A 14,262-nucleotide genomic window follows, 5' to 3' on the forward strand; every position below is an offset into this window, starting at 1 on the left:
GACCAGGTGGCGCTCACGCACACGGCTATCAGCTCGGCGACCCGAGCCAACTCGGCGACCCGGGCCGGCTCGGGGCCGGACTTCGGATACCACTGTGCGGCGGCGGGAACACGTGCCAGCGGTCTCGGTGGTGTCCCGTTCCCGCGGTGGAGGTCACCGGTCTGCCCCCTCAGCGTGCGGTACGGCATGGCGAACTGGCGCCGGAGCCCCTCGCGCCCTGCCGGTCTTCACTTGCCCGCCACGTCCCCCGGACGCCGCGTGACCGGCGCCTCCCACAGGGCGGTGATCGCCTCGGCCAGGTCGGAGGCGGTGTCCTCCCAGTTGAGACGGGCCGTGGCAGAGCCCTCCGCGAGGGCCCGCTCGGTCTCGACACACATCTGCACGATCAGGTGACGAGCCATCAGCACCCGTACGGCGGTCACCTGGTGCGGCAGATCCGGGAGGAACCGGTCGAGGACGTTCCGCAACTGCTCCCGTGACGCGGAGACGAGGTCGTCTTCGTTCATCATCACCTCGAAAAGCGCCGGGTCGGCCGACACCTGGGCGTTGAACCGGGCGAACCAGGAGGGGCTCCCCAGGGCGGCCATGTGCTCGGTGACGGGACGCACCGTGCAGGCCGCCCAGTCGCGGACGCAGGTGAAGTCGCCGGCCTCGGCCAGTACCCGGTCGCGGATCTCCGCGATGGCCTTCGCGTGCCGGCCGGCGATCGCCCGGACCAGGTCGGTCTTGGTGCCGAAGTGGTAGCCGACGGCGGCGGTGTTCCCCTGCCCCGCGGCGATGCTGATCTGACGGTTGGAGACCGTATGCACCCCGTGCTCGGCGAACAGTCGTTCCGCGGCGTCCAGGATCGCCGCCCGGGTCGCCTCGACCTGGGCCCCCCGGACCCCTCTGCCCGACATCGTCCGCCACCTCACCGGGACCGCGTACCGCATCCGCGACGGCCGGTCCCGAAACCGTCGCGGGTCCTCCACCGGGACGGCGGGAGGAGAGCACGACCAGCCTAATGACCAGGGACGCCCTGGGCTGATCGCCCTCATGCTCCACCGCGTACGAGGGCTCTAGCCCGCACCGCACCGCACAAGGGGCGGTGCCGGTGATCAGCCGCCGTCACGGGAAGCCGTATCCACCCCGCGATGGCCGCACCGGCTTCCTGCCGCCCGTTCCGTACGGACGCCGGTGGCCACGGCCGGATGAGTGTCGTCGGCGCGGTATCCGAGCCGGTCGGTGACCGCGACCACGCCTTCGAGGCCCCCGCACAGGCGCACCAGGACGGAAGCCGTACTCCTGCGCTCCACGACGCCGCTGAGGGACACCTCTCCCTCGTCGACCCGCACCTCGAGCGCGTCCCGGGGCAAGCCCAGCGAACGGGCCATCACCTCGCGCCGGATGTCCTCGGCGATCGCCCGGTCACGGCGGAGGAAGCCCCGGAGCAGGTCGCCCCGGCCGACGATGCCCACCGTACGCCCGGCTTCGTCGACCACCACGAGGTGGTCGACACCCCGTCGGCCCATCACCCGGGCGCCCTCGCACACCGTCCACTCCGATGCGGCGCATACGGCGGGGCTCCTCATGAGTCCGGCAGCGTCCTTCACCCGGCTGTCGCGCTCGGCCTCCGGCGACGGCCGCGCGGTGAGCGCCCAGCCGCCCGGGACGTCCTTGCCCGCCGCGTCGCTCAGCAGATCGGCATCGGAGACCACCCCCAGCGGCCTGTTCTGATCGTCGAGTACGGGCACGGCGGTGAGATCATGCTCGACGAGCACGTTGAGGATCTCCTTGAACGACGCGTCAGGCCGCACATGGACGACGGCCGTCGTCATGACCTGCCCCACGGTTCGGTGTGTCATCGCCGCACCACGGTTCCCCTCCGGAAGAACATGGAAAGCGGAGGCCGGGCTCGGCCTCCTCTCCTCTCCACTGTGGGCTGGTGGCGCGGCACCCGGCGTGGGTCGACGGGCCCCGCCGGGGCGCCGACCGGCCCACGCGTCCGGGCCGGGCCGGCTCGGGTCGGCTCGGGTGGCACTCCGCCCCCTCCGGGAAGGCGGAGTCGTCCGTACCGACTTGGCCCCTGTCCGTGTCCGTCCGCGCGTGGTCGGGCGGACACGGACATGGGGCCGGTCGGCCGAGTCCGTGGGACCTGGGGCCCATCCCGCCCCGCCCTCCGCGCCGAGATGGTGGAAGCGCGTCCCCGAAGGAGGTCCGCACCATGCCCGGTACCGTCACCGTCGGCCTGGACGGTTCGCCCGAGAGCTTCGCCGCGGCCGACTGGGCGGCCCGCGAGGCCCTGCGCCGCGAACTGCCGCTGCGCCTCGTCCACGCGCTGGACTGGCACTCGTTCACCTACGCACCACTCACCGGAACCGCATCGCTGACCCGGTGGGCCGAGCGCCTGCCGCACGACACCGCGGCGCGGCTGCGCCGTGACCACCCGGATCTGCGGATCGTCCATGAACAGGTCGCCCGGGAGCCGGTGCCGTCGCTACTGGCGGTCGCAGAGAGCTCCGAGCTTCTGGTGCTCGGCTCCCGGGGCCTGAGCAGGGTGGCGGGCATTCTGGTCGGCTCCGTGGCCCTGTCGGTCGTGGCCCGGGCTGCGCTCCCCGTCGTCCTGGTCCGGGCCGGTGCGGCCGACGAGGACGAACACCGGAACGGCTCGGCCGTCACCGCACCCCGGCCCCGCGCGCACGGCGATGTCGTATTGGGGCTTGACCTTCGGCGGCCCGCCGCGGAAGTGCTCGAGTTCGCGTTCGGCGCCGCCGCCCGGCAGGCAGTGGCACTGCGCGTCATCCACGCATGGAGCCCACCCTCCGCCTCCGGCTATACGGCACCCTTCGACACCGGGCGGTCGGCTCAGGTCGCGAGCGAGCTGACCGACGTACTCCGCCCCTGGCGGACGAAGTTCCCCGGCGTCGAGGTGAGCGAGCGGATCGTGGCCGGCCGCCCCGCGGAGCACCTGGTGGACGCCTCGGCCGACGCCGGCCTGGTGGTCGTCGGCCGCTTCACCCGCGGTCCCAGGACCGGCCCGCGCATCGGTCCGGTCACCCACTCCGTACTGCACCGCTCCCCCGCGCCGGTGGCAGTGATCGCGCACGGCTGACGACCGCCGAGCGACGAATCCGCCCGGCGCGGAACACCCGCTGCCCACCCCCTTACACACGGAGGTACCTGTCATGCTTCGCCCCGTCGTCGTCGGGCTCGACGGCTCCCCCGAGAGTTTCGCCGCGGCCAACTGGGCCGCCCGTGAGGCCCTGCGCCGCGAACTGCCGCTGCACCTGGTGCACGCGTGGCTCTGGCAACCCGTCGATGTGCCCGCCCCGGACAGCGAGGACACCGTGAGGCACTGGGCGCGGCGCATCCTGCGGGACGCCGAGAAGGAGCTGAGGGGCCGCTACCCGGACCTTCCGCTCACCGCCGAGCAGGTACCCGCCACGGCCGTCACGGCGCTGCTGGAACGGGCGGAGAGCGCCGAGATGCTGGTGCTCGGCTCGCGCGGGCTCAGCGGCCTGGCCGGCTTCCTGCTCGGCTCCGTCGGCCAGCAGGTCCTCGCCCGGGCGACATGCCCGGTGGTGATGGTGCGGGCGAATGAGCAGTCCGCCACCGAGCAGCCGGGCGACGAGGTCGTCGTCGCGCTCAGCAACCTGGCGAAGGCCCCCGGGCCGCTGCTGGACTTCGCCTTCGCCGCGGCATCCGCACGCGGGACGACGTTGCGGTCCGTGCACGTCTGCAAGCTCCCGGCGTCCGACTACGGGTACGGCATCGCCGCGGGCCCCATCGGCTACCTGGACGGTGATCTGGAGGGCCGGCTGAACCGGGAATTCGACGAGGCCCTGGAACCGTGGCGGGAGAAGTACCCGCGGGTCAGGGTGGAACGCACGATCGAGCTCGCGTTCGTGGCCGGGTCGGTGCTGCGGGCCGCGGCCGGGGCCGGACTGCTGGTGGTCGGCCGCCGGACGCGCCGTTCCGCCCTGGGCACGCACATCGGCCCCGTCACCAACGCGGTGCTCCACCACTCCACCGTGCCGGTCGCCGTCGTACCGCATGGCTGAAGGCTGCGTGGAACGGCCGACGGCCGATCGTGGCGGCCGATCCCGGCTGTGTCCAGGTTTCCCCGGCGTCACCACCACCCGAAGGCGCCCCAGGCCAGCACGGGAGCGATGACTACGGACACCAGCCCGCAGATCAGCAACTGCCGGAAGAGCCGTGGCCGGTCCTCCGGCTCGGCGGCGCCGAGGATCAGGCCACCCGTGATACCCAGCGGATTGACATCGACCAGCACCGAGGCCAACGCGACCGAGAGAACGGCGCCGACGGGCGAGACTCCTTCGGCGACCACCGCGGGAACCAGCGGCATCATCGTCGCGAAGACGGTGATGGAGCTCGCGGCGAAAGACGTGACACCGGCGATGTAACACAGGACGAGCAGACTCAGCATGGGTGCCCCCTCCACCCGCAGCAGGTCGCTGATCCGCGCGAAGGCGCCCAGATCCTGCATCAGCCCGATGTAGGTGAGCAGCCCCCCGATCAGCAGCACCACATTCCAGGGGATGCGGGAGATGATGGCGTTCGGCTCCAGCCCCAGGACGAGTTGCTGGATGACCGCGGCGGTGAGCCCCAGGTAGCCGATGTTGACGTCGAAGCCGACCGAGAGCACCACCACCGCCAGCAGACATGCGAGGGTGAGGACCCGGGAGGTGCCGGACGACGGGACACGCTCGGCCTCTTCTCCGGCTGCTGGTCCGGTGGCAGTGGGTGTGGCAGTGGGTGTGAGGGTGGCGTGGAGTCCATCCGGCGTGGTCGGCGCCACGCGGCCGCGCGGCATGGCGCCGCCGCGGAACCCGACGGCGAGACAACCGGCCGAGACGGCGAGGCCGGCCAGGACTCCGCCGAAGAGGAAGGTGACCGGGGCGGAGTCGGGCAGACCGATTCCCAGCTTCTCCCCCAGTTGGCGCGCGCTGGTGCCGTAGACGGCCAGAGGCGAGAGCAGTCCGCTGATGACGCCGGTGATGCCGAGCACGGCCGCGATGAATGGGGGTATCCCGTAGCGCGCGGCGAGACCGAGTGCGAGGGGAGCGACGATGGCGGTGGCGGCGGCCGGGAGTGTGCCGATCGCCGTCAGCACGGCGCCTATCAGGAACGGGACCAGGACGACCAGCAGCGCGCGTCCGCCGACCAGACGGAGCATTCCATCGAGGAGCCAGTCGAGGGTGCCATTGATCTGGGCGACGGCGAACAGCGCCGTGACGCCGACGACCAGCACGAAGAAGTCACCGGGGAAGTACGCCGTCACGTCGTCGGCGGTGCGGTCCGCGGCGAGACCGACCAGGAAGGCGGCCGGAAGGGCCGCCAGCCCGAGGTTGAACCTCGGCAGGGCGGTCGCCGCGAAGAGGGCGACGAGAACGACGATGGAGACGTCGGCCATGGACATCTGTGCCTCCTGGTTCAGATGACGCCCCGACCGGCGAGGTCGTCGATGGTGGTCGAGGCGAGGCCGAGGTCCTCCAACACGGCGCGGGTGTGCTCACCCAGCCGAGGAGCACCGCGGTCGATCCGCTGCTCGAATCCCGAGAAACGTCCGGCGGAGCCCTGGGCCAGGCGGGTGCGACCCTCGTGCTCGTCGGTCACCTCGACCACCGATCCACGGGCCCGCACATGGGGGTCGGCGCAGATGTCCGCCGCCGTGTTCACCGGTCCGCAGGCCACCCCCGCTTCGGCCATCAGCTCGGTCAGGGACTCGAGGTCGTGGGCGGCCACGAAAGCGGCCACCCGGCCCTCGATCTCCGCGCGGTGTTCGATCCGGGCCGTGATGGAGTCATGGACCGCCAGATCCGGCGCCTTCATCACAGTGATCAACCGGCGCCACATCTGCTCGGTCGACGCCGGCAGGGCCAGCCAGCGCCCGTCACCGGTCCGGTAGAGGTTATTGGGACTGATGTGGGGGTTCTCGTTGCCCTGGCGCCCCCGGGCCTCACCGGTCGCGTCGTAGTCAACGATGAAGTCCTCCATCATCCGCAGCAGGGGTTCGTACAGGCCGATGTCGGCCAGTTGGGGCTCACCGGTACGGTCGCGTTGGCGCAGTGCGAGCATCGCGGCGAAGGCGGCGTAGATCCCGGTGACGCCATCGGCGACCGGATAGCCGGCGAACACCGGCGGACCGTCGGGGAACCCCGTCCTGTGGGTCAGTCCGGCGAAAGCCTCGGCGACGCGGGCGAAGCCGGGGCGGTCTGCGTACGGGCCGGTGCGCCCGAAGGCGCTCACGTGCACCATGACGAGATCGGGCCGGTGGGCGACCAGATCGTCGAAGTCGATGGAGAACCGACGCAGCGTCGCCGGCCGGAAGTTGGTGACCACCACATCGGTCGTGGCGGCGAGCCGTCCGACCAGCGCCGCGGCCTCCGGGTGGTGCAGGTCGACGGTCACGCTGGACTTGTTGCGGCCGACGACCGCCCAACCGACGGACACACCGTTCTCGAGCGGTGGGTAACCGCGCGCGGGGTCCCCGGTCCCGGGCTGTTCGACTTTGATCACCTCCGCTCCGAACTCGCCGAGCAGGGAGGAGGCGAGAGGGCCGGCGAGAACCGTCGAGAGGTCGAGGACACGCACGCCGGCGAGGGGCCCAAGCACGGAAATTCCTTTCACGAGCGTCGGAACGTCATGGTCATCCGAGACCGATGTCACAATCCCGCGGCGTCATCGCCGCGGGAAGACGTCACTTACTGGAATCGGTGAAAGAAGAAGGCAATAACATGAGCCGATGCGAGTCGAACGGGCCAGGTACTTCCTCGCCGCGGTGCGCACGGGATCTCTTCGGTCGGCGGCGGCAGCCTGCGGCGTCAGCCAGCCCACGATCGGACAGCAGCTCACCACGCTCGAGGAGGAGCTCGATGTCGTTCTGCTGACCCGGAACCGAGGAGGCGTTCGCCCGACGCCGGCCGGCGAGGCACTCGTCGGCCCGCTCACCCGCCTCGTGGCGGCCGAAGACGCCGTGTGCGAGGCGGCGCTGGCCTCCAACGGGACCTATCAGGGCCGGGTGGCCATCGGTGGGGGATCGGCGACCGTCGAGACCATCGTCGCTCCTGTCATGGGGCGGCTGCTCACCGACCATCCGGGTCTGCGGTTCTCCGTGCGCGAAGGCTCCTCGGGCGACATCGAACGCGCGGTGATGGCCGGCGACCTGGACCTCGCCGTGGCCACCACACCGGACGGGCCCGCGCCCGGCGGCCTCACCCGCCGGCGGCTCCTCACCGCGCCGCTCGTCGTCTACGCCCGGCCCGACCACCCGCTCACCCGTCGGCGCGAGGTCACCTGGGCCGACCTCGGCCGGTGGCCGATCGTCACCATGAGGCCGGGCACCGTGATGCATCAACAGCTGCGCCGGCACCTGCCGGACGCCGAGGTGATGGTCGAGGCGATGTCGGCCGGAACGGTTCGGACCATGGCCGCCGAAGGCGCCGGGGTGGGTCTTCTGGCGCACTTCGGCACCCGGCCGCCCCCGACCGGTCTGGTGCGGTTCCCCCTGGCGGACGCGGAACCGGTGGAGGTCAGCCTGGTCCAGCGCGTGGACAGTCAGCCGTCGCGATCCTCCGTCATCGTCCGCCGGTTGATCATCGCTCGCGCCGACGAGCTGTCGGGCCGCCCGGGTTGAGCGATCCCGGCCGCCTGGTGGGGCAGCGCGCGAAACGGCATGTGTGGGCCGCCGGTGCCACCGGGCCGAGCCGTGCCCGGTGCCAACGGGCCGAGAGCCGTGGGACGATCACCATCCGCCCATCACTGGTGAGCCGTGCCCACACTGTCCGCTCGGGTGCGCCCCCGGGCGCCGTCGTACGAGTTCGGTTGGTCCGGCATTCTTGGGGTGGGCCGGGGGCGTGGTGAAGGGAGCTGTGGTGGACGAGCGCGCAGGGGGTTCGCGTGAGGTGGCGGCATCCGGGATGTCTCCCCAGTTGCGGCTGGACGCACTGCTGGACGACCTACAGCAACAGGTGGCGCAGGTCAGGGCGGCCCGGGACCGGGTCCACACGTTGCTCGACGCGGTGTTGGCGGTCGGCTCCGACCTGGACCTCGAGGTAGTGCTGCGACGCATCGTGGAGTCGGCGGTCGCCCTGGTCGACGCCCAGTACGGGGCGCTCGGGGTGCTGGGCGAAGAAGGCACGATCAAGCAGTTCGTCACCGTCGGCATCGACGACGAGACCATCGCCCGGATCGGGCCCTACCCGCGCGGCGCGGGCATCCTCGGGCTGCTCATCCGCCACCCGGAGCCGCTGCGCCTGGCGAACCTGGCCGATCATCCGGCGTCCGCCGGATTCCCGTCCGGCCACCCGCCGATGACCAGCTTCCTCGGCGCCCCGGTCCGGGTGCGCGACCAGGTGTTCGGCAACCTCTACCTGACGAACAAGCGGAGTGGTACGGAGTTCGACACGGACGACGAGGCGGTGCTGCGTACCCTGGCCGCGGCGGCCGGTGTGGCGATCGACAACGCCCGGTTGTACGACGAGGCGCACCGCCGGCAGCGGTGGCTCGCGGCCAGCAACGAGCTGACCCGCAGCCTGCTGTCCGGTGCCGAACCGGCCGCGGTGCTGGAGTCCTTCACCGCCACCGTGCGGGAGATGGCCGACGCGGACCTGGTCACCCTGGGGGTGCCCGTCGGAGACAGTGGCGAGCTGGTCCTCGAGGCCGCCTCGGGCACGCAGACGGAGCGGGTGCGCGGACTGGTGCTGCCCGCCACGGCGCTGGCCGCGAAGGTCTACACATCCGGGGAGACGATCATCAGCGAGGCCGTGAGCGCCGACCCGCGCGCCGAGGGCGGCAGCGCCTCGGTCGTGGAGCTGGGGCCGGCCTTCTTCGTGCCGCTCGGCACGCGGGAGCATGTCCGGGGAGTGCTCCAGGTGGCGAACCTCCCGGGCAGCGCCCTGTTCAGCGACGCCGTGATCGACATGGTCACCGGGTTCGGCAACCAGGCCGCGCTGGCCCTGGACGTCGCCGAGCACCGGCGGGACACCGAGCGCATGGTCGTGCTCGACGACCGCGACAGGATCGCCCGGGACCTGCACGACCTGGTCGTCCAGCGGCTGTTCGCGGGTGCGCTGTCCCTCCAGTCCGCGCTGGGCCGGGTCTCCGACCGGCCGCAGGTGAGCGAACGGGTCCAGCGAGTCGTGGACGACCTGGACGACACCATCAAGATCATCCGCTCCACCGTCTACGCCCTTCGCGAGCACGATCCGGCCCGTCGTAGCAGCGGGCTGCGCGCCCAGCTGGTGGCGGCCACCGAACGGGCCACCGAATCGCTCGGCTTCGCCCCCGCACTGCGCATGACCGGGCTGCTGGACACGGCCGTGTCCGCCGAGCAAGCCGAGCAATTGCTGGCCGTGCTCGGCGAGGCGCTGTCCAACGCCGCCCGGCACGCGCACGCCACCACCGTCGATGTCGGCGTCGAGGTCACCGACGCCACCCTGCACCTGAGGGTGGCCGACAACGGCCTGGGAATCGACCCGGCGGTCACCCGCCGCAGCGGCCTGGCGAACCTTCGCCGACGCGCGGAGGAGATGAGCGGCACCTTCGACCTGTCCGCGAACCGGCCGGGCGGCACGGTCGTCGAGTGGATCGTCCCGCTCTCCCCCACCTGACGCGCCCAGCTCCGGACCGGCCCGGTGAACGCGGACGCGCGGGTGAGCGGGCGTAGGGGCCTGCCGCATTGGCGAGTGCGGCCGGGAAGACGCCGTCCTGCTCCTTGATCATTCCGCCAACGCCGTCACCTGGAATAGGGCCGAACTACCCCGGCCACAGGGCCCGTCGGTGCTCTCATCCCCACGGCGCCGGAAGCGCCGCCTCCCCCGCCGTCCCAGGGTCTCAGCGCCCTTCCTGCCGCTGCCGGTCCTGGACCTGGGTGGCGATGACGGCGGCCTGGATGCGGCGCTCCACGCCCAGCTTGGCCAGCAGGCGGGAGATGTGGTTCTTCACCGTCTTCTCGGCCAGGTAGAGCCGCTGGCCGATCTGGCGGTTGGTGAGCCCTTCCCCGATCAGAGCCACGATCTCCCGCTCCCGCTCGGTCAGGCCCGCCAGTCCGTCGGGCCGCTGCTCCTCCTCCCGGCTGCCGCGAAGCCGGGCCATGAGCTTGGCGGTGGCGCTGGGGTCGAGCAGGGACTGGCCCTTGGCCACGGCCCGCACGGCGGACACCAGGTCCGAGCCCTGGATCTGCTTCAGCACGTAACCGGAGGCACCGGCCATGATCGAGTCGAGCAGGGCCTCCTCGTCGTCGAAGGAGGTCAGCATGAGGCAGGCCAGCTCGGGCATGCGCGATCGGAGCTCCCGGCACACGGTCACCCCGTCGCCGTCGGGCAGCCGGACGTCGAGCACGGCCACCTGCGGGCGCGACGCGGGGACACGCGCCAGCGCCTGTTCCACCGTGCCGGCCTCGCCGATCACATCGATGTCCGGCTCGTCGTCCAGAAGGTCGCGCACACCGCGCCGCACCACCTCGTGGTCGTCCAGCAGGAAGACCCGGATCGGGTCGCCCGCGCCGGGCCGCTCGCTGTCCGCCATCAAACCGCTCCCTGGTTCCGCGTTCCGTACCGGTGCCCGCCTGTGGCCGGGATCGGCTCTCCGCGCTGAGATCCTTCTCGTTCCGGGGCCCAAGGGCCAGGGCCGGTCGGCCCTGTTGTCCACCCCCTGGAGCCCCGGGGCCAAGAGCCGCATGCGGGAGATCATGAGCCTGGCCCCCACCGGGACAAGCGGGGTCGGCCGGACCCGGACCAGGGCCGAACGGCCCTGGCATCAGGTGTTCCGGTGCCATTCCAATGACCTGATCGAGCCCGTCCCCGGCCCCCATCCGACGCCATGGACGGGCAGCCGCCCACGCCCGGAAGGGACGACGCTCATGCCGCACCGGCGCACCGGCATCGGCACCCCCCCCGTCCGTCCCGGCCGGGCCGCGCCGGAGCGTCGAGTTGGACAATGACGAGGCCCTGCGTCTGCTGGGCACCGCGTCCTTCGGAAGGGTCGTCTTCACCCGCCACGCGCTGCCGACGATCCGCCCGGTCAACCACGTCCTGGACAACGGCGACATCGTCATCCGCACCCACGAGGGCGCGGCCCTGACCGCGCGCGCCGGGCAGGCCGACGGGCGCGGCGTCGTGGTGGCGTACGAGGCCGACTCCATCGACCCCGACACACACCTCGGCTGGAGCGTCGTGGTCACCGGATCCAGGGCCGGGGGCGAAGGTCCCTGGTTACAGCACGCTCAGGACGCCGACTTATCGCTCTCGCGGCCGTCGACGTATGTCGTCACCACCTCGATGTCCCCGATGCGCGACATGTCGACGCGCCGGGGGTCGTCGCCGAGCACGACCAGGTCGGCCAGCTTGCCCGGGGTGAGGCTGCCCAGGCTGTCCTCCCAGTGGCAGGCGAAGGCGCCGGCGACGGTGTAGGCACGCAGGGCTTCGTCGACGGTGATGCCCTCGTCCGGGCCGATCAGCCGGCCGGACTCGGAGGCGCGCTCGACCATGAACTGGATGGCTCGCAGCGGGGATCCGTCCGTGACGGGGCGGTCCGAGCTGCCGACGAGCGTGATGCCGTGGTCCAGGAACGCCCTGCCCCGGTAGAGCCACGGGGCCCGCTCCTGACCCATGATCGCCGCGTAGTCGTCGCCGAAGTAGCGCAGGAAGTTGGGCTGGACGACCGCGCTGACACCGAGCCGTGCGAAGCGCGGGAGCTGGTCGGGGCGGATCAGGCCGGCGTGCTCGACTCGGTGCCGGGCGCCGGGGCGCGGGCGGAGTCGCTGGGCCCGTTCCAGGGCGTCCAGGGCGACATCGGCCGCGCGGTCGCCGATCGCGTGGACGGCGAGTTGCCACCCGGCGAGATGGCCGTCCACGATCGTGTCCGCGAGCACATCCGGGTCGTCCTGCAACTGGCCGGAGTGGTCCAGCCCTTCGTACGGGCTGCCGAGCGCGGCGGTCCGGGCCATCATGCCGCCGTCGGTGTAGATCTTCAGCGCCCCCACGGAGAGCCGGTCGCCGCCGAACCCGGTGCGCAGGCCGAGGTCGAGGGCTCGGGGAATCCCATCGGCCTCGTGTGCGGCGACCGGGCGCAGCCGGTCCGCGGAGACCATGAGCTGAACGCGCAGCGGCAACAGGCCCTTATCGGAGGCGAGTTGGTAGGCTCCCAGCTCGACCGGACTGTGGCCGAAGAGGGTGCCCCCGATGCCCGCTTCGGCGCACGCGGTGACGCCCTCGGCGAGACAGGTGTGGGCGGCCCGTCCGATCGCCCGGGCCAATTCCTCCTGGGAGTACGGCAGGCGCAGGGCGCGGGCGGCGCCCATGGCGCCCTCGGCGAGGAAGCCGCTGTCGTGCGGGGTGCCGGCGGGGAGCAGATCGAGAACGGCGGTGTTGACCACGCAGCCGTGCCCGGAGTCATGCAGCATGAACACCTTGTGACCGTGGCTGACGGTGTCCAGTTCGGCGGCGGTCAGATGACGGCCGAGGGCCCGCTGGTCATAGCCGGCGATGCTCACCCAGGCCCCGGGCGAGCCCTTGCGGGTGACGGCCTCCTCCACGACGGCGAGCACCTCGTCGATCCCTGTACGGCCCGTGATGCTCGGGGTCTTCTCCTTGAAGCCGGTCCAGGCCAGATGGACATGGGCGTCGATGAAACCGGGCAGTACGGTGGCGCCCTGAAGGTCGATCACCTCATGTGCGGGCAGCGAGGTCACCGCCTCGTCCAGACCGACGATCCGGCCCCGCCAGATGCCCAGGTCGTGGGCGACGGGGTGGTCGGGGTCCATGGTGAGGAAGCGGGCGTTCGTCAGTCTGGTACAGAGCATCTGACAGGGCTCTCCTGGACGCAGGTGGTTCGCTACGGCGGCGGATCAGCCGTCCGCGGATGCCGCGAGGGACCGCGGGCGCATATCGGTCCAGTGGGCCTCGATGAACTCCAGGCACGCCTCTCGGGTGTTCTCGTCGAAGACCACCGTCCACCCCCCGGGCACCTCGGCGAAGGACGGCCAGAGGGAGTGCTGGTCCTCGTCGTTCACCAGGACCAGGAAACGGCCTTCGGGGTCGTCGAAGGGGTTGGTACTCATGCTCGGCTCCTCCTCGGAACACTGACCTTAGGTTAGGCTGACCTAACCGACCGGAGCTTAGCCTTTGCCGCTTCCCTCTCACAAGGAGTCGTTCATGCCCCTGGTCACGGCCGACATGGAGCACGCCTTCGCCGCGTTCGGGCTGCATGGCACTCCCGGCACCGAGGAGTTCTGGGCCGCGGTCGGCACGCCCGTGTCGGCTCCGGCCGAGGACGGCGGTTGGGCGATCCTGTTCCTGTGGCGCGGGCCCGAGGCGAGCGTGGGTTTCGAGAGCTGGTCGGAACCGGTCCCCCTGCGTCGTTGGGGCGATACGGACTGCTGGTACGCCACGGTCCGCGTGCCCGCGCGGCTGCGGGTGACGTATCAGTTCCTCGTGGGCGGCACCGCATGCGCAGACCCGTTCAACCCGGTCGGCGCGGGCGGTGACCGGTCCATCGCCGCGACCCCGGACGCCCCGGCCCAGCCGCACTGGCCCGCCATGGGTGCGGACGCCGTACTGCCCGTTCCGCTCACCCGGGTCCGCTGGAACAGCGGTCGGCTCGGCGGGCGGCGCACCGTGCGCGTCCATCCGGCGGGCGGCGGCGGGCCCGTGGTCCTGCTCCTGGACGGGGACGACTGGCTGTATCTGCACCCCGCCATGACCGCGTTCGACTCGGCCGTCGCCAGTGGCGAGATGCCCCCGGTCACGCTGGTCTTCCTGCCGTCCAAGGACAGGGCGGCCGAGTTCGGGTGCCGGCCCGAGCTGTGGGAGGGGGTCCGGGATGAACTGCTGCCGCTGGTGGCGGACACCGGCGTGCCCGCCGACCCGGACCGGTTGGTGGTCGCCGGGCAGAGCCTCGGCGGGCTGAGCGCGATGTACGCGGCGCTGGAGTTCCCAGGTCTGGTGTCCCGCGTCGCCTGTCAGTCGGCGTCCTTCTGGTGGACCCCCGGCGCCATGGACCTGGCGGACCCGTTGGGCGGCCCGGTGGGCGGCACCATCGCCGCCCGCCTGCGGAAGCGCCCCGACCTGTCCGGTCTGCGGATCGCGTTCGATGTCGGGGAGCACGAGACCCGGATGCTGCCCCATTGCGAGCCGGTCGAGACCCTCACCGAACGGGCGGGCGCGACCGTGCGGGTTTCCCGGTCGGCCTCGGACCACGACCGGGCGGGCTGGCGGCACGCGCTGCTCCGGGACGTCGCCTGGGCGCTCGGCTGACGGCCTG

General features: G+C 71.9%; 12 protein-coding genes and 1 pseudogene. 6 read left to right on the forward strand and 7 right to left on the reverse strand.

Features of this window, described 5'->3' with window-relative positions; translation table 11 throughout:
• Positions 1-227: 227 nt before the first annotated feature.
• Positions 228-899, reverse strand: coding sequence for a TetR/AcrR family transcriptional regulator (locus VT50_RS02995; protein ID WP_046089781.1), 672 nt, complete (start codon positions 897-899; stop codon positions 228-230).
• A gap of 198 nt (positions 900-1,097) precedes the next feature.
• Positions 1,098-1,844: a CBS domain-containing protein gene (locus VT50_RS03000; RefSeq protein ID WP_046089782.1), complete on the reverse strand. Its 747-nt coding sequence runs from the start codon at positions 1,842-1,844 to the stop codon at positions 1,098-1,100.
• A 359-nt stretch (positions 1,845-2,203) separates the two neighbouring features.
• On the opposite strand from VT50_RS03000, the gene VT50_RS03005 reads away from it, so the two are divergent.
• Entirely contained in the window at positions 2,204-3,091 is an 888-nt protein-coding gene (locus tag VT50_RS03005) for a universal stress protein (protein ID WP_046089783.1), read from the forward strand.
• A 73-nt stretch (positions 3,092-3,164) separates the two neighbouring features.
• On the forward strand, positions 3,165-4,040 hold the full coding sequence (locus VT50_RS03010; protein WP_046089784.1) for a universal stress protein: 876 nt from the start codon (positions 3,165-3,167) through the stop codon (positions 4,038-4,040).
• 68 nt (positions 4,041-4,108) lie between these two features.
• Here VT50_RS03010 and VT50_RS03015 read toward each other — a convergent pair whose 3' ends face one another.
• Both VT50_RS03015 and VT50_RS03020 read right to left on the reverse strand, forming a co-directional pair.
• Complete coding sequence (locus tag VT50_RS03015) at positions 4,109-5,419, reverse strand: SLC13 family permease (protein ID WP_046089785.1); 1,311 nt, start codon at positions 5,417-5,419, stop codon at positions 4,109-4,111.
• Between the two features lie 14 nt (positions 5,420-5,433).
• A complete protein-coding gene (locus VT50_RS03020) occupies positions 5,434-6,594 on the reverse strand; it encodes a CaiB/BaiF CoA transferase family protein (RefSeq protein ID WP_158083182.1) in 1,161 nt (386 codons plus the stop codon).
• Between the two features lie 151 nt (positions 6,595-6,745).
• Between VT50_RS03020 and VT50_RS03025 the strand changes: the two genes are divergently transcribed.
• Together VT50_RS03025 and VT50_RS03030 are read left to right on the forward strand one after the other, a co-directional pair.
• On the forward strand, positions 6,746-7,636 hold the full coding sequence (locus VT50_RS03025; RefSeq protein WP_046089786.1) for a LysR family transcriptional regulator: 891 nt from the start codon (positions 6,746-6,748) through the stop codon (positions 7,634-7,636).
• A 283-nt stretch (positions 7,637-7,919) separates the two neighbouring features.
• Positions 7,920-9,611, forward strand: a complete 1,692-nt coding sequence (locus tag VT50_RS03030; protein ID WP_046089787.1) for a sensor histidine kinase — start codon at positions 7,920-7,922, stop codon at positions 9,609-9,611.
• Between the two features lie 223 nt (positions 9,612-9,834).
• Here the strand turns inward: VT50_RS03030 and VT50_RS03035 are convergent, their stop codons facing one another.
• Positions 9,835-10,527 (reverse strand): response regulator, encoded by a 693-nt coding sequence (locus VT50_RS03035; protein ID WP_046089788.1) that lies wholly within the window; start codon positions 10,525-10,527, stop codon positions 9,835-9,837.
• Positions 10,528-10,931: 404 nt separating this feature from the next.
• Here VT50_RS03035 and VT50_RS03040 point away from each other — a divergent pair.
• Positions 10,932-11,186: pseudogene (locus VT50_RS03040) on the forward strand (pyridoxamine 5'-phosphate oxidase family protein); the annotation flags it as partial.
• Between the two features lie 38 nt (positions 11,187-11,224).
• Here the strand turns inward: VT50_RS03040 and VT50_RS03045 are convergent.
• Entirely contained in the window at positions 11,225-12,802 is a 1,578-nt protein-coding gene (locus VT50_RS03045; RefSeq protein ID WP_046089789.1) for an amidohydrolase, read from the reverse strand.
• 45 nt (positions 12,803-12,847) lie between these two features.
• Positions 12,848-13,060, reverse strand: coding sequence for an MbtH family protein (locus VT50_RS03050; RefSeq protein WP_046089790.1), 213 nt, complete (start codon positions 13,058-13,060; stop codon positions 12,848-12,850).
• 94 nt (positions 13,061-13,154) lie between these two features.
• On the opposite strand from VT50_RS03050, the gene VT50_RS03055 reads away from it, so the two are divergent.
• Positions 13,155-14,255, forward strand: coding sequence for an alpha/beta hydrolase-fold protein (locus VT50_RS03055; RefSeq protein ID WP_046089791.1), 1,101 nt, complete (start codon positions 13,155-13,157; stop codon positions 14,253-14,255).
• Positions 14,256-14,262 lie beyond the last annotated feature (7 nt).

It is taken from the genome of Streptomyces antioxidans (assembly GCF_000968685.2).
GTDB lineage: Bacteria > Actinomycetota > Actinomycetes > Streptomycetales > Streptomycetaceae > Streptomyces > Streptomyces antioxidans.

Bases quoted from the DNA above. Each gene is read 5' to 3' on its own strand.
- VT50_RS02995 (WP_046089781.1), bottom strand. From the start codon at position 899: ATGTCGGGCAGAGGGGTCCGGGGGGCCCAGGTCGAGGCGACCCGGGCG.
- VT50_RS03000 (WP_046089782.1), bottom strand. From the start codon at position 1,844: ATGACACACCGAACCGTGGGGCAGGTCATGACGACGGCCGTCGTCCAT.
- VT50_RS03005 (WP_046089783.1), top strand. From the start codon at position 2,204: ATGCCCGGTACCGTCACCGTCGGCCTGGACGGTTCGCCCGAGAGCTTC.
- VT50_RS03010 (WP_046089784.1), top strand. From the start codon at position 3,165: ATGCTTCGCCCCGTCGTCGTCGGGCTCGACGGCTCCCCCGAGAGTTTC.
- VT50_RS03015 (WP_046089785.1), bottom strand. From the start codon at position 5,419: ATGTCCATGGCCGACGTCTCCATCGTCGTTCTCGTCGCCCTCTTCGCG.
- VT50_RS03025 (WP_046089786.1), top strand. From the start codon at position 6,746: ATGCGAGTCGAACGGGCCAGGTACTTCCTCGCCGCGGTGCGCACGGGA.
- VT50_RS03030 (WP_046089787.1), top strand. From the start codon at position 7,920: ATGTCTCCCCAGTTGCGGCTGGACGCACTGCTGGACGACCTACAGCAA.
- VT50_RS03035 (WP_046089788.1), bottom strand. From the start codon at position 10,527: ATGGCGGACAGCGAGCGGCCCGGCGCGGGCGACCCGATCCGGGTCTTC.
- VT50_RS03045 (WP_046089789.1), bottom strand. From the start codon at position 12,802: ATGCTCTGTACCAGACTGACGAACGCCCGCTTCCTCACCATGGACCCC.
- VT50_RS03050 (WP_046089790.1), bottom strand. From the start codon at position 13,060: ATGAGTACCAACCCCTTCGACGACCCCGAAGGCCGTTTCCTGGTCCTG.
- VT50_RS03055 (WP_046089791.1), top strand. From the start codon at position 13,155: ATGCCCCTGGTCACGGCCGACATGGAGCACGCCTTCGCCGCGTTCGGG.